Source organism: Pseudomonas sp. B21-041, assembly GCF_024748675.1.
GTDB lineage: Bacteria > Pseudomonadota > Gammaproteobacteria > Pseudomonadales > Pseudomonadaceae > Aquipseudomonas > Aquipseudomonas neuropathica.
In genome coordinates, this window is sequence record NZ_CP087175.1 from 4377501 (window position 1) to 4394717 (window position 17217).

20 protein-coding genes (1 of these 20 cut by a window edge) are annotated in these 17217 nt (G+C 59.7%); 12 read left to right on the forward strand and 8 right to left on the reverse strand.

Going from position 1 to position 17217, the window contains the following annotated elements; all coding sequences use genetic code 11:
- A protein-coding gene (gene rhtA, locus LOY43_RS19310) for a threonine/homoserine exporter RhtA (RefSeq protein ID WP_095048642.1) crosses the window boundary here: on the forward strand, positions 1–81 show its 3' end. Its footprint begins 807 nt before the window's first position; the window shows 81 of its 888 coding nt (coding positions 808–888); the start codon falls outside the window, past its left edge; its stop codon occupies positions 79–81.
- Positions 82–249: 168 nt separating this feature from the next.
- Entirely contained in the window at positions 250–531 is a 282-nt protein-coding gene (locus LOY43_RS19315; RefSeq protein ID WP_093434980.1) for a hypothetical protein, read from the forward strand.
- 1 nt (position 532) lies between these two features.
- On the opposite strand, the gene LOY43_RS19320 is transcribed toward LOY43_RS19315, so the two are convergent.
- Positions 533–1096, reverse strand: coding sequence for a TetR/AcrR family transcriptional regulator (locus LOY43_RS19320; RefSeq protein WP_258708593.1), 564 nt, complete (start codon positions 1094–1096; stop codon positions 533–535).
- A 91-nt stretch (positions 1097–1187) separates the two neighbouring features.
- Here LOY43_RS19320 and LOY43_RS19325 point away from each other — a divergent pair, with 91 nt between their 5' ends.
- Positions 1188–1916: an SDR family oxidoreductase gene (locus tag LOY43_RS19325; RefSeq protein WP_095048398.1), complete on the forward strand. Its 729-nt coding sequence runs from the start codon at positions 1188–1190 to the stop codon at positions 1914–1916.
- Between the two features lie 35 nt (positions 1917–1951).
- On the forward strand, positions 1952–2548 hold the full coding sequence (locus LOY43_RS19330; RefSeq protein WP_093434986.1) for a 2-hydroxychromene-2-carboxylate isomerase: 597 nt from the start codon (positions 1952–1954) through the stop codon (positions 2546–2548).
- Between the two features lie 42 nt (positions 2549–2590).
- Here LOY43_RS19330 and LOY43_RS19335 read toward each other — a convergent pair whose 3' ends face one another.
- The 4 genes from LOY43_RS19335 to LOY43_RS19350 form a co-directional block, all read right to left on the reverse strand.
- Positions 2591–4399: an aminopeptidase P family protein gene (locus LOY43_RS19335; protein WP_095048399.1), complete on the reverse strand. Its 1809-nt coding sequence runs from the start codon at positions 4397–4399 to the stop codon at positions 2591–2593.
- Between the two features lie 56 nt (positions 4400–4455).
- Positions 4456–5622, reverse strand: a complete 1167-nt coding sequence (locus tag LOY43_RS19340) for a cysteine desulfurase family protein (RefSeq protein ID WP_095048400.1) — start codon at positions 5620–5622, stop codon at positions 4456–4458.
- Positions 5623–5827: 205 nt separating this feature from the next.
- Entirely contained in the window at positions 5828–6442 is a 615-nt protein-coding gene (locus LOY43_RS19345) for a LysE family translocator (protein WP_034155169.1), read from the reverse strand.
- 101 nt (positions 6443–6543) lie between these two features.
- A complete protein-coding gene (locus LOY43_RS19350; RefSeq protein ID WP_007917547.1) occupies positions 6544–6801 on the reverse strand; it encodes a hypothetical protein in 258 nt (85 codons plus the stop codon).
- Between the two features lie 390 nt (positions 6802–7191).
- On the opposite strand from LOY43_RS19350, the gene msuE reads away from it, so the two are divergent.
- From msuE to LOY43_RS19370, 4 genes are all read left to right on the forward strand, one after another.
- Complete coding sequence (msuE, locus tag LOY43_RS19355) at positions 7192–7755, forward strand: FMN reductase (protein ID WP_258708594.1); 564 nt, start codon at positions 7192–7194, stop codon at positions 7753–7755.
- A 10-nt stretch (positions 7756–7765) separates the two neighbouring features.
- Entirely contained in the window at positions 7766–8911 is a 1146-nt protein-coding gene (ssuD, locus tag LOY43_RS19360) for an FMNH2-dependent alkanesulfonate monooxygenase (protein ID WP_258708595.1), read from the forward strand.
- Between the two features lie 123 nt (positions 8912–9034).
- On the forward strand, positions 9035–10222 hold the full coding sequence (locus tag LOY43_RS19365) for an acyl-CoA dehydrogenase family protein (protein ID WP_258708596.1): 1188 nt from the start codon (positions 9035–9037) through the stop codon (positions 10220–10222).
- A gap of 36 nt (positions 10223–10258) precedes the next feature.
- The gene (locus LOY43_RS19370; protein ID WP_220556626.1) at positions 10259–11362 is read left to right on the forward strand and encodes a sigma-54-dependent Fis family transcriptional regulator; all 1104 of its coding nucleotides are present in this window, start codon (positions 10259–10261) and stop codon (positions 11360–11362) included.
- Here LOY43_RS19370 and LOY43_RS19375 read toward each other — a convergent pair.
- On the reverse strand, positions 11359–11712 hold the full coding sequence (locus tag LOY43_RS19375) for an antibiotic biosynthesis monooxygenase (protein WP_220556627.1): 354 nt from the start codon (positions 11710–11712) through the stop codon (positions 11359–11361). The genes LOY43_RS19370 and LOY43_RS19375 overlap by 4 nt on opposite strands.
- A gap of 93 nt (positions 11713–11805) precedes the next feature.
- Between LOY43_RS19375 and soxR the strand changes: the two genes are divergently transcribed.
- The 4 genes from soxR to LOY43_RS19395 all read left to right on the forward strand — a co-directional run bounded on the left by soxR (position 11806) and on the right by LOY43_RS19395 (position 14887).
- Positions 11806–12258 carry a redox-sensitive transcriptional activator SoxR gene (soxR, locus tag LOY43_RS19380; protein ID WP_220556628.1) on the forward strand — a complete coding sequence of 151 codons (453 nt, stop codon included), beginning with the start codon at positions 11806–11808 and terminating at the stop codon, positions 12256–12258.
- Positions 12259–12363: 105 nt separating this feature from the next.
- Positions 12364–12822 carry a VOC family protein gene (locus LOY43_RS19385; RefSeq protein ID WP_093435014.1) on the forward strand — a complete coding sequence of 153 codons (459 nt, stop codon included), beginning with the start codon at positions 12364–12366 and terminating at the stop codon, positions 12820–12822.
- 213 nt (positions 12823–13035) lie between these two features.
- On the forward strand, positions 13036–13911 hold the full coding sequence (locus LOY43_RS19390) for an alpha/beta fold hydrolase (RefSeq protein WP_220556629.1): 876 nt from the start codon (positions 13036–13038) through the stop codon (positions 13909–13911).
- 61 nt (positions 13912–13972) lie between these two features.
- Positions 13973–14887 (forward strand): LysR substrate-binding domain-containing protein, encoded by a 915-nt coding sequence (locus tag LOY43_RS19395; RefSeq protein ID WP_095048643.1) that lies wholly within the window; start codon positions 13973–13975, stop codon positions 14885–14887.
- Between the two features lie 150 nt (positions 14888–15037).
- Here LOY43_RS19395 and leuD read toward each other — a convergent pair whose 3' ends face one another.
- Complete coding sequence (gene leuD, locus LOY43_RS19400) at positions 15038–15652, reverse strand: 3-isopropylmalate dehydratase small subunit (protein WP_258708597.1); 615 nt, start codon at positions 15650–15652, stop codon at positions 15038–15040.
- Positions 15649–17067 carry a 3-isopropylmalate dehydratase large subunit gene (leuC, locus tag LOY43_RS19405; RefSeq protein WP_258708598.1) on the reverse strand — a complete coding sequence of 473 codons (1419 nt, stop codon included), beginning with the start codon at positions 17065–17067 and terminating at the stop codon, positions 15649–15651. Before leuC ends, leuD begins: the two co-directional genes overlap by 4 nt.
- Positions 17068–17217: the final 150 nt, after the last annotated feature.

Here is a 17217-nt window from a genome sequence, read left to right on the forward strand (position 1 = left end):
ATCCTATGCATTATTCTGGCGTCTGTCGGCGCAACCATGACCATGGGTAGCGCCGCGAAGCCTGCAATAGCGGCTGACTGAAAGAGGTTTTGACGAAGGTCTGGCAATTGGTGCGTATTTAGGCCATGTTTAGACCCGTAACCCAATGCCAGACATGGATTTTTTCGGACAGGGATTTCAAAACGCTTAGAGCGCAGGCGAACACAGGCAAACCCGGGCATTAGACTCGTGGCCGCTATAAGGACGGTAATGAAACGAATTTTGATACTGATCGCCATACTGGCTATTGCGGGTTGTGCGGCGACTTCGGAAACCAAGGTAAAACGCGGAAAAAAAGGGCTGCACATCAACTGCTCAGGGCTATCGTCCTCCTGGGACAAATGCTACGCCAGCGCCGCCAATGCTTGCTTGCCGAAAGGCTATAAGGTCATCGCCAAATCCGGTGACACCGTGGAAGAACCCGGCGATTACCCGTTCGGTCTCAATCCTGCGGGTTACACCAGTCGCAGCATGATTGTCATCTGTAAATAGATCAGCGCTGCGCGGCAATCTGCCGGCCAATTTCTTCATGGCTGGACTTCAGCACCGCTTGCTGAACGTCCGGCGTAGCCAACATGCGCGCCACCACCAAGGCCCCGACGCATTGCGACAGCACCGACCACGCTAGGGTCTCACTCTCAAGTATCTGTGCCCAGCGCTCTTGCAGCCGACGAATCCATAACTCGGCTTGCTCCCGTACTTGGATATCCGATCGGGCAATTTCCGCGCCCAGCGCCGGCAACGCGCAACCGGCTTCAGGTTGTTCTACGTGAGCCATGCTCAGATAGTGCTTGAGACAGCGCTCCAGTCGCTCACGATCCTGCGCGCCCTCGCCCCCCAGTCGCTCAAGGCTTTGCCCCAACTCTCGCTCGACGATGGCGGTGAACAACGCATCTTTCGACGAAAAGTGACTATAGAACGCCGCGCCACTCAATCCGATAGCCTTCATCAAGCCGTCGACGCCTACCGTGGAAAACCCCGAACGCTTTGCTGACAGCGAGCTGCTCTGCAATAGCTTTTCCCGAGTTTCCAATTTGTGACTGGCGGAGTAACGCATGTGTTTGCCCTCGAATCGACTGCCTTGACGTGGTCTGGATCCTAGCATAACGTTCGTTCACTTAACGATCGTTTAATAAAGGCATCTACCCATGAATAACAAGAAGGTCGTATTAGTGGTTGGCGCCGGCGATGCCACGGGAGGGGCGATTGCCAAGCGTTTTGCCAAAGAAGGATTCATCGCCTGCGTCACCCGACGCAGCGCCGACAAATTGCAGCCGCTGGTGGACGCGATCAAGGCTGAAGGCGGTGAAGCCCACGGTTTTGCCTGCGATGCGCGCAAAGAAGAAGACGTAATCGCTCTGATTGAAGACATCGAGACTCGCCTCGGTCCGATCGAAGCTTTTGTATTCAATATCGGCGCCAATGTGCCGTGCAGCATTCTTGAAGAAACCGCACGCAAGTATTTCAAGATTTGGGAAATGGCCTGTTTCTCAGGCTTCCTCAATGCCCGTGAAGTGGCCAAACGCATGGTCACGCGCAATCGCGGCACGATTCTCTTCACCGGTGCCACCGCTGGGCTGCGTGGCGCTTCCGGATTCGCCGCATTCGCCGGCGCTAAGCACGGCATCCGCGCACTGGCGCAAAGCATGGCGCGGGAACTCGGGCCGATGAACATCCACGTCGCCCATGTGGTGGTCGATGGTGCGATCGACACCGATTTCATTCGCAACAGTTTCCCCGAGAAGTACGCCACCAAAGATCAGGATGGCATCCTCAATCCCGAGCACATCGCCGAGAACTACTGGTATCTGCACAGTCAGCCACGGGATGCCTGGACGTTCGAGCTGGATCTGCGCCCCTGGAACGAACGCTGGTAAGGCCCCGCCATAACAATAACGACAGAGACGCGAAAATGACTAAAACCGTGGAGTTCTATTTCGACCTTGGCAGCCCTGCCACCTATCTGGCCTACACCCAATTGCCGAAGATTTGTGCCGAGACGAACAGTGAGCTGATTTACATCCCGATGCTGCTCGGTGGCGTATTCAAGGCAACCGGCAACGCGTCACCGGCAATGATTCCGGCGAAGGGTCGGTATATGTTTCAGGATCTGGATCGCTACGCGAAACGCTACGGGGTACCGCTGAGATTTAATCCGCATTTCCCGATCAACACACTGATGCTGATGCGTGCGGTCACGGGTATCCAATTACGTCAGCCAGAACGCTTTGAGGCGTTTATCGATTGTCTGTTCACGGCGCTATGGGTTGAAGGACGCAGCCTTGACGAGCCCGCGACTGTCGCCGCTGTACTGAGCGAACACGGTTTCGACCCGCAGGAAGTTCTGGCGCTGAGCAACGATGAATCTGTCAAAGCAGCGCTTAAGGAGAACACCGAAACGGCGGTTAAACGCGGCGTGTTCGGCGCACCGAGCATGTTCATCGGTAATCAGCTGTTCTTCGGCCAGGATCGGCTCGACTTCGTTGAGGAAGCCTTGCGCCAAGGCTAAGCGATCATTCAGGCGCTGGACACAGCGCCTGAATTCAGCCGATCAGATCGCCGCAGTACGGGTGTTCAACCACTCCAGCGCAGCCCCCTCAAGCAACGGACTCAGGCGCTCACGCACTTCTGTGTGGTAGCTGTTGAACCATTGCTTCTCTTCCTCAGTCAGCAGCGCCGGCAGCAGGCATCGCGTATCGATCGGGCACAGCGTCAAGGTTTCAAACTTGAGGAATTCACCGAATTCGCTGCTACCCGCCTCACGGTTCATCGCCAGATTCTCGATACGCACGCCCCAACGGCCCGGACGATACGTACCCGGCTCGATCGACGTGATCATCCCCGGCTGCATGGCCGTCTGCGGCGCAGGCGCGGCCTGATAGGCAATCACCTGTGGTCCTTCATGGACGTTAAGGAAGTAGCCAACGCCGTGACCAGTGCCGTGGCCGTAATCCACGCTGTCGGCCCAGATCGGCGCACGGGCGATGGCGTCCAGCAGCGGCGAGAGAATGCCTTTCGGGAACTGCGCGCGCGACAGCGCGATCACGCCCTTGAGCACGCGCGTGCAATCGCGCTTCTGCTCTTCGCTCGGCGTACCGACCGGCACCATCCGCGTGATGTCCGTGGTGCCGCCCAGGTACTGTCCACCCGAGTCGATCAGCAGCAAGCCGTCACCCTCGATCACCGCGTGTTCTTCTTCGGTCGCGTGGTAATGCGGCATCGCGCCATTGGCGTTAAACGCAGCAATGGTGTTGAAACTCAGCGAGACATAATCCGGACGACGCTCGCGAGCAGCGGTGAGCTTCTCATCGATGGTCAGTTCGGTAATGCGTTCGCGGCCCCAAGCAGATTCCAGCCAGGTAAAGAATTCGCACAGCGCCGCACCGTCCTGCTCCATGGCTTGGCGGATGTGTTGAGCATCGGCTTCACTTTTCTGCGACTTGGCCAGCGTGGTCGGATTCAAGCCTTCGACCAGTTTCACTGCGCTGTCGAGATTATCCAGTAAACCGCTGGTCACTCGTGCCGGATCAACCAGCAGGCTCGCGCCACTCGGTACGGCACGCAGGGCATCAGCGACTTCGCTGTAATCACGCAGCGTTACGCCATCCTGTTCCAGCACAGCGCGCAATTCGCCATCAACTTTGCTCAGCGCCACGAACAACGTCGCCTGCTGCTGATCGATCAAAGCAAACGAAACAAACACCGGGTTGAACGACACATCGCCGCCGCGCAGGTTGAACAGCCAGGCAATGTCGTCGAGGGTGGCGATGAAATGCCAGTCGGCCCCGCGCTCCCGCAAAGTTTCGCGCAGTTTGGCGAGTTTCTCGCCACGGCTGACCGTCGCCTGCGGTGGCAGATGCTGATAGATCGGTGCATTCGGCAGGCTCGGGCGATCACTCCAGACTTCCTGCAGCAGATCGATATCGGTACGCAGGCGCGCACCGCGTGCTTCAAGCTTGCTGCTCAGGGTACGCGCCGACGCCACGGCCATCACCGCACCGTCAACCGCGACCACACCACCTTCCGGTGTTTGCTCGGCCAGCCAGTCCAGCGGACTCGGCTGACCCGGTTGCAGTTTGACCAGTTCGATGCCGCTGCCCTTGAGTTCCTTGGTCGCTTGCTCCCAATAACGGCTGTCGGCCCAGACACCGGCGAAATCAACGGTGACAATCAACGTCCCGACCGAACCATGGAAGCCCGACAACCACTGCCGGCCCTGCCAGTAACCCGGCAGGTATTCCGACAAGTGCGGGTCGGCGGACGGCACCAACAACGCATGAATGCCTTCACGGCGCATCAGTTCACGGGTCTGCGCCAGGCGCTGGGGCACCGATCCTTCGGTCGAGGTCTGGGTACTCATCATGTCTCCTGCTAATCACTTCATCGTTATTGTTCGTAGCCGAGAGATCGGCTCGTTTAAAGCCCGGTCGCCCAGAATGCCGGAGCACTGGCGCAGGCGGTCTTGATCAATGCACAAGCCTTGTCGATATCCTCGGCGGTGGTGAAACGACCGAGGCTCAGCCGAATGGTGCGACCGGCCAGGTGCGCGTCATGCCCCAGCGCCAACAACACGTGGGATGGCGTGTTACTGGCCGAGTTGCAGGCCGAGGTCGCGGAAAAGGCAATCGAATGGCTCAACGCCGCACTGTTGAATTCACCTTCGCTGAAGGTCAGGCTCAAGGTGTGCGGAATGCGTTGAGTGGCGCAACCATTGAGACGTACGCCCGGCAGGCTGAGCAGTTGTTCGAGCAAGCGTTCACGCAACACGACGATAGTTTTTTTCTCGTCATCGAACGTCTCGGCGGCCAGCGCGAACGCTGCGCCCATGCCGGCAATCTGGTGCGTCGCCAACGTCCCGGAGCGCAAGCCACCTTCATGTCCGCCGCCGTGAATCTGCGCCTGTAACCGCTGCTGCGCCCGTGGGCCAACATACAATGCGCCGATGCCTTTGGGGCCGTAGAGTTTGTGTGCGGAGAAGGACATCAGATCCACCGGCCATTGCCCCAGATCGATTGCCACTTTGCCGGCGCCCTGCGCCGCATCGACGTGGAACAATGCCTCGCGACTACGCACCACTTCGCCAATCGCTTGAACATCATTGACGGTACCCAACTCGTTGTTGACCAGCATCAGCGACACCAGAAAGGTGTCGTCGCGCATAGCTTCACTGACCGCTTGCGGGGTGATCAGGCCATCGGCATCCGGCACCAGATAGGTTACGGCGACGCCGGCGTCCTGCAATTGGCGGGCGGTATCGAGAATGGCTTTGTGTTCGATCTGACTGGTAATGATGTGGCCGCCGGGGACACCGCGGGCCTGCGCCACGCCTTTGAGGGCAAGGTTATTGGACTCGGTGGCACCGGAGGTCCAGACGATCTGCTCAGCCTTGGCGCCGACCAGTTCGGCGACCTGTCGGCGGGCCTGCTCGACCGTGTGTCGGGCTTGCTGGCCGAACGCGTGGGAGCTGGAAGCCGGGTTGCCAAAGTTACCGTGAAACCCCAGACACTCGATCATCACCTGGATGACCCGCTCGTCAACCGGGGTGGTGGCGGCGTAATCGAAATACAACGGACGTGTGTTCATAAAAGACTCGCAGAGCGTGTTCCGGGATCAGGAGGCTCGTGTCTGCAAACGGCACGGCGCAGCCTTGTGAGCTGCGCGTCGGTTCGAGAGCGTCATCAATACCTGATCGGATGCCGTTAAAGAAGAACAACTTCATTTAAAAGTGCGTAGGAACGCTCCTGAAGCCGAGCTTAACAGGCATCCGGCCTGCGGTTGAAGCAATGCGTCAGCTAAAGCTTTCGAGAAGTAACGGGTACAGCGAAATCACCAGCAATGCGGCCATGCCCCAGTTGAACACGCGCAACCAGCGCGGATCCTTCAGCACATTGCGCAACAAAGTACCGCAGGCGGCCCAGACGCCGACGCTCGGCAGGTTGATGATGGCGAACACTGCAGCAATCACCACGACATTGGTGAAATAGCCCTGCATCGGCGTGTAGGTGCTGATGGCCCCGATGGCCATGATCCACGCCTTGGGATTGACCCACTGAAACGCGGCCGCGCCGAGGTAGCTGATCGGCTTCGCCTCGCCTTCGGCGCTGTCGCCGACCGGTCCCGAGTGAGCAATTTTCCAAGCCAGATACAGCAGATAGGCCGCGCCGACATAGCGCAGAACCGTGTAGAGAATCGGGTAGGTCTGAAACACCGCACCGAGGCCAAAGCCCACGGCCACGACCAGAACGAAGAAGCCGCAAGTGATCCCGAGCATGTGCGGGATGGTGCGGTTGAAGCCGAAATTCACTCCCGATGCCAGCAACATGGTGTTGTTCGGCCCCGGCGTAATAGAGGTGACTAGGGCAAACAGGGCAAAGCCCAACAGCAGGTCAAGCGAGAGGTTCATGGCAGGCAATCCATCAGGGTCATTCAGGTGTAGACCCTATCCCACGCCGCCCGGCAAGCCCACGGACAGTTGGGGAAAACTTCCACCAGTACAGTTTGTTTTCAGCTAGGACGACCGTGCAGCTGTACGGCACGTTCGGCGCTCATTTCAGCTTTCTTGTCGAACTGAGTCTGACCGAGCAATTGCGCTTTTTTTGCGTGGTATTCGTCGAAGGACAAGCCGCTGCGATTCAGTGCTTCCATCGCCAATTCACGGGATTCTTCATCGGTGTAAGGACGCAGTTCCGGTGATACATGCCCAGCACAACCGGCGAGTACGGAGACAGCGAGCAACAGGGAAACGGTGAGTAAACGATTCATGGGAGCGTCCTGGCGAGCAATGGGGGGGCGATGGACAAAGGCTACGCCCGGGCACGCTTGCGCAGAAATCAACGCTCTCAATAGTGGCTATCAGGAAATCGACACGTGCTGGCACATATCTCTTAACGATCTATAAATATCAATTAACGTTCTTTTACGGAATAACAAACTGCCTCTATAACTCCCTGCATGCGCTGAGCACTGTTGCTCCAGCAACTGTTGCTCAGCCAACACTGATTCAACAAAGCACCCTGCTACTCACAGGGGCGACCGCCGCGCTAACGCTCAACGCCCTGTAAACCGGGGCTTCCAGGAATTGGTACAGCGCTTGCTCTGACCCGGTGACTCACTCACTGCTCGCTGAGCAACTGTTGAAAAAAGGAACTGATCATGTCGCGTCCCCTGAAAGTCGTCGCCCTCTCCGGCGGCACCTGGCGTCCGTCCCGTACTTTGGTGCTGACCCAAGCCTTGCTCGCCGAACTGGCCGGGCATCTGACCATCGAAAGCCATTTGATCGAACTCGGTGATATCGCTCGCCCGCTCGGTGGCGCGCTGTCGCGTCAGGAGCTCATTGCCGAGGTTGAAGCCGAGTTGCAGGCCATTGAACAGGCCGATCTGCTGATCGTTGCCGCGCCGGTTTATCGCGGTTCTTATCCGGGCTTGCTCAAGCATCTGTTCGACCTGATCGACCTCAACGCCTTGATCGACACCCCGGTGCTGCTCGCCGCTACCGGCGGCAGCGAACGCCATGCGCTGGTGCTCGATCACCAGTTGCGGCCGCTGTTGAGCTTCTTCCAGGCCATGACCTTGCCGATCGGCGTGTACGCCACCGAAGCCGACTTCGCCGATTACCAGATCACCAGCGAGCTGCTGAAGGCGCGCATCCGCCTGGCGGCCGAACGCGCCGCGCCGCTGTTCGCCACCCAAATCAAACCTTTGCTGAAAATCGCCTGAGGAGCCGTTCATGGATGTTTTCTGGTTCCTGCCGACCCACGGTGACGGCCACTATCTGGGCACTCCCCAAGGTGCGCGCCCGGTCACCCTCAATTATCTGAAACAAGTGGCGCAGGCGGCTGACAGCCTCGGCTACCACGGCGTGCTGATCCCCACCGGACGCTCCTGCGAAGACTCCTGGGTGATCGCCTCGGCGCTGGTGCCGCTGACCGAACGTCTGCGTTATCTGGTGGCGATCCGTCCGGGAATCATCTCGCCGACGGTGTCGGCGCGCATGGCTGCGACGCTTGACCGGTTATCCAACGGCCGCTTGCTGATCAACGTCGTGACCGGCGGCGATCCGGACGAAAACCGTGGCGACGGCAGTTTTCTCAGTCACGCCGAGCGCTATGAAGTTACCGATGAATTCCTGAAAATCTGGCGCCGCGTGTTGCAGGGCGAGGCGGTGGATTTCGACGGCAAACACCTGAAGGTGCAGAACGCCAAAGCCCTCTATCCGCCCGTGCAGAAACCCTATCCGCCGCTGTACTTCGGCGGCTCATCCGATGCCGCGCATGATCTGGCCGCCGAACAGGTCGATGTCTATCTGACCTGGGGCGAACCGCCGGCCGCGGTTGCGGAAAAACTCGCCGACGTGCGCGAACGAGCGGCGCGGCATGGGCGCAAAGTGAAGTTCGGCATCCGCTTGCACGTGATCGTGCGCGAGACCGCCGAAGAGGCGTGGAAAGCGGCGGACAAACTGATCGAACACATCAGCGACGAGACTATTGAGGCGGCACAGAAATCCTTTTCCCGGTTCGACTCCGAAGGCCAGCGACGCATGGCGGCTTTGCACGATGGTCGTCGCGACAACCTCGAAATTGCCCCCAACCTGTGGGCCGGTGTCGGTCTGGTGCGTGGCGGTGCCGGTACGGCGCTGGTCGGCGATCCGCAGCAAGTGGCGGCGCGGATCAAGGAATACGCGGATCTGGGCATCGAGAGTTTCATCTTCTCCGGTTATCCGCATCTGGAAGAGGCTTACCGCTTTGCCGAGCTGGTGTTCCCGCTGTTGCCCGAGCCTTACGCCAGTCTGGCCGGGCGTGGCGTGACCAATCTGACCGGGCCGTTTGGCGAAATGATTGCCAATGATGTGTTGCCCACAAAAGCCTCGGCGTAAACAAATCCCCTGTAGGAGCTGCCGCAGGCTGCGATCTTTTGACTTTGATTTCTAAAAACCAGATCAAAAGATCGCAGCCTGCGGCAGCTCCTACAAGGGCAGTACAAATTCAGGAGTGTTGGTGTGACCGCCAAACCGCAAAGTACCTTGTTATCCCCATTGCAGACCGCCCGCCAACTGGCTGCCGAGTTTGCCCTGACCGCCGTCGAACGTGACGAACGTGGTGGCACGCCAAAAGTCGAGCGCGATGCCCTGCGCGACAGCGGCCTGCTGGCCCTGAGCATTCCCACCCGCTACGGCGGCCTCGGCGCGAGCTGGAGCGAAACCCTGCAGGTCGTTCGCGAATTCGCCAAGGTCGACAGCTCGATCGCCCACGTTTTCGGTTTTCATCATTTGATGCTCGCCACCGTGCGCCTGTTTTCCCGGCCGGAACAATGGCAGCCGTGGTTCGAACAGACCGCGCGGCAGAACTGGTTCTGGGGCAATGCGCTCAACCCGCTCGACACTCGGACCGTGGTCAAGGATCTCGGCGGCTGGCGCGAATTTTCCGGGAAGAAAAGCTTCTGTTCCGGCGCCAGCGACTCACAAATGCTGATCGCCTCGGCCGTCGATGAGAGCGCTGGCGGCAAATTACTGATCGCGGCGATTCCCAGCGGCCGCAGTGGTATCACCCTGCACAACGACTGGAACAACATCGGCCAGCGCCAGAGCGACAGCGGCAGCGCGACCTTTGAACGGGTGCGGGTCGAAGAGTCGGAATTGCTCCTCGATCCCGGCCCGCTGAGCACGCCGTTCGCCTGCCTGCGGCCATTGATCGCGCAACTGACTTTCACGCATATGTTTCTCGGGATTGCCGAAGGCGCCTTTGAAGACGCGCGGCAATACACCCTCAATGAAACCCGGCTCTGGCATAAATCCTCGGCGCGCGATGTGCGTGAAGATCCATACGTGCTCGCGCATTACGGCGAGTTCTGGGTGGCGCTGGAAGGCATTCGTCTGCTGGTCGAACGCGCGGCCGCATTGCTCGATGAAGCCTGGGCCAAGGGTGCGAATCTCAGTGCCGAGGAGCGCGGCCAAGTCGCGACAGCGATTGCCACCGCGAAAGTTGCCGCCAGCCGTCAGGGCCTGGAGATTTGCAGCCGTCTGTTCGAAGTGACCGGCGCGCGTTCCACCCATGCTTCCCTGCGCCTCGATCGTCACTGGCGCAATCTGCGCACGCAAACCCTGCACGACCCGCTGGACTACAAACTCCATGAGCTGGGCGACTGGGCGCTGAACCAGTCGCTGCCGGTGCCGACTTTCTATTCCTGACTTGCCTGCATTTGAACTAAAAAGAAGGACGAGCCCATGCAACTGCTGACCCTACCGCCCTCCCCCGCGCTCGCCACGTCGATCCGCGCCACCGCGCAGGTGTTCGAAGACCCGAAATCCCAGGCCCTGCTCGCGCATTTGCAACAGGTCGCGCCGAGTGAAGCCAGTGTGCTGATCATCGGTGAGACCGGCACCGGCAAAGAGCTGGTAGCGCGGCATATTCATAACCTCAGCAACCGCCGTCATCGGCCGTTTATCGCGGTCAATTGCGGGGCGTTTTCCGAGTCGCTGGTGGAAGCGGAATTGTTCGGTCATGAAAAAGGCGCGTTCACCGGTGCGCTGAGCGCCAAGGCCGGATGGTTCGAGGAAGCGGACGGCGGCACCTTGTTTCTCGATGAGATCGGCGATCTGCCGATGGCGATTCAGGTGAAGTTGCTGCGGGTGTTGCAGGAGCGCGAAGTGGTGCGGCTGGGCTCGCGCAAAAGCATTCCCATCGATGTGCGGGTGCTGGCAGCGACCAACGTGCAGTTGGAGAAGGCCATCAATGCCGGCCATTTCCGCGAGGATCTGTATTACCGCCTCAACGTGGTCAATCTGGAATTGAGCCCGTTGCGTGAGCGTCCCGGCGATATCCTCCCGCTCACGCGCCATTTCATCGAGGCCTACAGCCAGCGCCTGGGTTATGGCCGCGTCAGTATCAGCCCCGGTGCCGAGCACAAACTGCGTGGCTACAGTTGGCCGGGCAACATTCGCGAACTGGAAAACGTCATCCATCACACCCTGCTGATCTGCCGCAATGGCGTGATCGAACGCGATGATCTGCGCCTGTCGAACCTGCGTATCGATCGCCCGGACGATCATCACAGCAGCGCCGATGATTCACCGGAAGCGTTGCTGGAACAGGCCTTTCAAAAACTGTTCGCGCAACAGGCCGGTGCTTTGCACGAGAAAGTCGAAGACGCCTTGCTGCGCGCAGCGTATCGCTTTTGCCATTACAACCAGGTGCACACCGCAGCACTGCTCGGTCTGAGCCGCAACGTCACCCGCACGCGTTTGATCAAGATCGGCGAACTGGCAGTCAACAAGCGGCGACTCACGGAAAACCTGCAGGGCGAGCGCCTGATCCAGTTGTCGATCTAGCCGACCAGGTGGCAGTGCAGCGCATCGTCGTGACTGCGGGCGATGCTGCTCAGCACCTGAAATGAATTGAAGGTGATGGTTTTCGCCTGATGGGTGTGAATCAGTTGCCAGAAATCCTGCTCGCCGCTTTCAAAGCTGCGAAACGCCGCCTCCCCCGCCTCGCGGGTCTGCCATTGGAGAAAACTCAGCACGCGCCGGCCGTCATCGCTGGCCTGCACACTGGCACTGACAAAACCGTCGTAGCGCTGAGCCAGACGCTCGGTTTGCCTCGATAGTGCAGTCACCAGCGCAGGTTGTTGGCGTGGTTCGATTTCAAATTCGATCAGTTGGGTAAAACTGCGGTTGTTCATGGAATGCCCCCACTCAGCGTAAGACGAGCCTTGCGACTCGAAGACCTGCAGGGTAAAACCTCTAGTTAAGTCAAGGTCAAGAGCTGTCTGCAGATGATCAGCAAAGAAAATGTGCACAAGCAGTTAACAGTCGGCGAAGTCGCGGCGCGCAGCGGTGTCGCCGTCACCGCCCTGCACTTTTATGAGTCCAAAGGCTTGATCAAGAGCCAGCGCAATGCCGGCAATCAGCGCCGTTATCCGCGCGAAGTGCTGCGCCGGGTGGCGTTGATCAAAGTCGCGCAGCGGCTGGGGATTCCATTGGCGGAGATTGGCGAGGCGCTGAAAATCCTTCCGGATGATCGTGCGCCCAGCGCGGCCGACTGGAAAATCCTCTCGGAGCAATGGCGCCGAGAATTGGATGAACGGATCGAACAACTGACGCTACTGCGTGACCGGCTCAATGGCTGCATCGGTTGCGGGTGTTTGTCGATGGAGGCCTGCCCGCTGCGCAATCAGGGCGATGTACTCGGCGAACAAGGCCCGGGGCCGCACTTTCCAAAGGATTGACTGCTCGTCGGGCAAAAACCTGCACGGCGAGGACGGTTCTATAGTGAATCTTCCACAAATCCGGTGGAGTCCTGTCCCATAGAACAACAATTCAGGGAGAACGTCATGAGCGTCAAACCCATTCCCGAGGGGTATCACAGCATTACCCCGTATCTCGGCATCCACAAAGCGGCCGAGGCCATCGATTTCTATAAAAAAGCCTTCGGCGCCACCGAAGTCATGCGCCTGGCCATGCCTGACGGCGGCATCGGTCACGCCGAACTACGCATTGGCGACAGCGCGATCATGCTCGGCTCGCCGTGCGATCAGGGACCGTTGAGCAATCCCGATAAAAGCGTGTCAGTTGGTTTGCATCTGTACGTGACCGATGTCGACAAGTCCTTTCAGCGAGCGCTGGACGCGGGGGCGACGACGGTGTCCGAGGTCAAGGATCAGTTTTACGGTGATCGGAGTGGCACATTGAAGGATCCGTATGGGCATCTGTGGTTTCTGGCCTCGCGCAAGGAGGATCTGACTGAAGAGCAGATCAAGCAGCGGGCGATGGAGATGTTTCAGCAGGGTTGAGCATCTCAGTGTCTGGACTGGCACTATCGCGAGCAGGCTCACTCCTACAGGGGAACGCATTCCAACTGTAGGAGTGAGCCTGCTCGCGATGAGGCCATAACTATCAACACCCATCACACTTCATGAACCTGCCCACCACGCTTTGCCCCTTGCCGCGAACGCCGGACGATTTCAGGATGCAGCCAACCAGAACCCTGAAAAAGGATCAGCCCGATGTTTGCCGGATTCCGCAAAGACCAGCGTCACGTCAACGGCGTCGACATTGCCTACCGCCTCGGCGGCAGCGGCCCGGGCCTGTTGCTGTTGCACGGGCACCCGCAGACCCATGTGATCTGGCACAAGATTGCCGAACAACTGGCCGAACACTTCACCGTGGTCGCCGCCGACCTGCGCGGTTACGGCGACAGCAGTCGCCCGGCCGCTGATGAGCTGCACGCCCATTACTCGAAACGCGAAATGGCCCGCGACAATGTCGAGTTGATGCAGGCGCTGGGCTTCGAGCAGTTTTCGATTCTCGCTCACGACCGTGGCGCGCGGGTCGCCCATCGTCTCGCGCTTGATCACCCGAACGCCGTGCAGCGCATGATGCTGCTCGACATCGCCCCGACCCTGTCGATGTATACGCAAACCAACGAAGCCTTTGCCCGCGCGTATTGGCACTGGTTCTTCCTGATCCGCCCGGCACCACTGCCGGAAACCCTGATCGAAGCGGATCCGGAAGGCTATCTGCGCAGCGTGATGGGCAGCCGCAGCGCCGGACTCAAGCCGTTTACCGATGAAGCCTTTGGCGAATACCTGCGCTGCCTGCAACGACCGGGCAGCGCTCGCGGCATCTGCGAAGACTATCGCGCCAGCGCCGGCATCGATCTTGCGCACGACCGCGCCGACATCGCCGCCGGGCATCAGCTGAATCTACCGCTGCGCGTGTTGTGGGGCGCCGAAGGTACGGTCGGGCGCTGCTTCGATCCGCTCAAGGAATGGCAGCAAGTGGCGTCGAACGTCAGCGGTCAGGCATTGCCCGCTGGCCATTACATTGCCGAAGAAGTCCCCGAACGGTTGCTCGCCGAAGCACTGGCCTTTCTGCGCTGACCGGAAACACTGGATCTCGGTGCTATGCTGGCGGCTTCTGCCGCCAGTGTTCGTTTTTGACATGTCCCAGAAGAAAGACACCGTGCCCCTGCCCGAAGACCTGCGCGTACTGCTCACCGTAATCCGCAAGAACGGCTTTGCCGCTGCAGCGGATGAGTTGGGCCTGTCACCGGCCTACGTCAGCAAACGCATCCAGATTCTCGAAACCACCCTCGGCACGCGTCTGTTGCACCGCACCAGCCGTCGCGTCTCGCTGACCGAGGACGGTGAGCGCGTGCAGCGCTGGGCGTTGCGCATTCTCGATGATTTCCAGCAGTTGCACGATGAACTCTCCGACGCCCACGGCAGCCCGCGTGGGCGTTTGCACATTTGCAGCAGTTTCGGTTTCGGTCGCAATCACGTAGCCCCGGCGGTGTCGTTGCTGGCCGAACGTTATCCAGAACTGGAGATTCGCCTCGACCTGTTTGACCGGGTGGTGGACATCATCAACGAAGGCTTCGATCTGGAGATCCGCGTCGGCGATGACCTGCCCGGCCAGCACATCGGTCGACGCCTGGTCAGTAACCGGCGGGTGCTGTGCGCCGCTCCCGGTTATCTGCAACGTCGCGGCACACCGCAGACGCTGGACGAACTGCAACAGCACGATTGCCTGGTGATCAAGGAGCGCGACAACGCCTTTGGGATCTGGAATCTGGATCGCGATGGCGGGCAAGAGAGCGTGCGGGTCAGCGGGCCATTGTCATCAAACAACGGCGAAATCGTTTTGCAATGGGCGCTGGATGGACGTGGGGTTTTGTTGCGGTCGTTGTGGGATGTGAAGCCGTTGCTGGAGCAAGGACGCCTGGTGCAGGTGCTGGAGGATTACAGCCAGAGTGCCAATGTCTGGGCGGTGTACCCGACGCGGCTGGCGCATTCGGGGAAGTTGCGCGCGTGTGTGGAGTTTTTGCAGGCGCATTTCAAAAGCCTGTCGCTATAGCTCAAAACACCACAAAAACCTGTGGGAGCTGGCTTGTCGGAACGCCGTATCGCAGCGATGGCGTCAGCTCAGCCAACACAAATGCTGGAAGTGCCGGCCTCATCGCTGCGATGCGGCGTTCCGACAAGCCAGCTCCCACAGGTTATGCGTTCAGCCTAACCAAGGGTTGTTGGCCAGATGTTGGCGTTCGAAGGTTTTGATCTGCTCGCGCCGTTGCAAGGTACTGCCGATAGCATCCAGACCGAGGATCAACGCAGTCTTGCGCAGGGTGTCGATCTGAAAATCGATCACGCTGCCATCCGCAAGACTAATCCGCTGCGCCTCCAGATCAATACTGATCCGCGCCGTTTCAGCCTGACCGACAAGCTGTCCGATGCGTTGCACCTGCGCTTCATCCAGGGTGATCAACAACACCCCGTTACGCTGGCAATTGTCGTAGAAGATCCCGGCAAAACTGCTGCCGATCAACGCGCGGATGCCCATCTGCTGCAAGCCCCAAACCGCATGTTCGCGGCTGGAACCGCAGCCAAAATTCGCTCCGACTACTAGAAAACTCGCGCCCTGCCATGTCGGTTTGTTCAACACAAAATCGGGATCGGGGCTGCCATCGCGCAGAAACCGCAGATCGAAAAACAGCCCGCGATCGAGTCCTCGGCGATCAATGCCTTTGAGGAATTGTTTTGGCATGATCACGTCCGTGTCGACGTTGGCCGCCAGTAACGGTGCGGCCCGACCGCTGATGTGGGTGAAGGGTTGCAGGCTCATGGGCGTTCTCCAAATTGGCGAATATCGGTGAGTCGACCGCAGATCGCAGCGGCGGCGACCATGGCCGGGCTCATCAAATGAGTGCGCGCACCGGCGCCCTGACGGCCTTCGAAATTGCGGTTGGTACTCGACGCGCAGCGGTCGCCGGGCGCAAGTACGTCGTCGTTCATCGCCAGGCACATCGAGCAGCCGGACTGACGCCATTCAAAACCGGCATCGATAAAGATCTGCGCCAACCCTTCGGCCTCGGCCTGAGCGCGAACTTCGCTGGAGCCGGGGACGATCATCGCCCGCACATGTCCGGCCACTTGCTGACCGCGCACGACGCTGGCGGCATCGCGCAGGTCTTCTATCCGCGCGTTGGTGCACGAGCCGATAAAGGCGTGGCTGATAACAATGTCGCTGAGCGCCATGCCCGCTTCGAGGCCCATATAGTTGAGGGCGCGGCGCATGTCCTGACGCAGGATCGGATCGCTGATCGCTTGCGGATCTGGTACCCGCGCACCAATTGCAGCTGCCTGATCGGGGCTGGTGCCCCAGGTGACCATCGGTTCCAGGACGCTGGCGTCAAGGTGAATCTCGCGGTCAAACAGCGCACCGGGATCACTGCGCAGTTCGCGCCACTTCTTCACGCCCTGTTCCCATAGCTCTCCTTGCGGCGTTCGCGGCTTGCCCTTGAGATAGGCGAAGACTTTGTCATCCGGGGCCATGAATGCGCCGCGCGCTCCAGCCTCGACAGCCATGTTGCAAATGGTCATGCGCGCTTCAACGCTGAGGGCATCAATGGTCGAGCCGCAGAATTCGATCGCGTAACCGCTGGCCCCGGAAGCACCGATGCGGCCGATCAGGGCCATGATCACGTCTTTCGAGGTCAAACCCGGCGCCAACTCGCCGTCGACGGTCACGCGCAGGCTTTTCAGTCGTTTGTAGACCAGCGTCTGCGAAGCCAGCAGGTGTTCGATCTCGGAGGTGCCGATGCCGAAACCGAAAGCACCGAGTGCGCCATAGGTGGTGGTGTGGCTGTCGCCAGCGGCAATGACCATGCCAGGCAGAATAAAGCCCTGCTCGGGGGCGATAACGTGCTCGATGCCCTGACGCTTGTCGAGGATGTCCAGCAACTCGATGCCGAAGTCCCGGCAGTTCTCCGCCAGATACGACACTTGCCGCGCGCCGCCGGCGTCGGGCATTACTGCGATGCGCACAGGCGTGGTCGGGTTGACGTGATCGACCACCGCCAGCGCCGTGCCCGGCCGCCAGACGTCGCGCCCGGCCGCGCGCAAACCGCTGAAAGCCTGCGGGCTGGTGTATTCGTTGATCACCTGACGATCGATATACAACAGGACATGACCCTGATCGTCGAGGCGGCACACCGTGTGCGAATCGATGTGTTTGTCATAGAGGGTTCTGGCGGTCATCAAGGCGCTCACTCAGGGAAATCAGGTGATCCCCATCATAGGGAGCGCGGGTCGGCCATCAATTGGCAGACAGTGATGGCGTGGATCATGAATCGTGTTTGATCCCCTGTACGCAGCAAAGCCCTGTGGGAGCGAGCCTGCTCGCGAAAG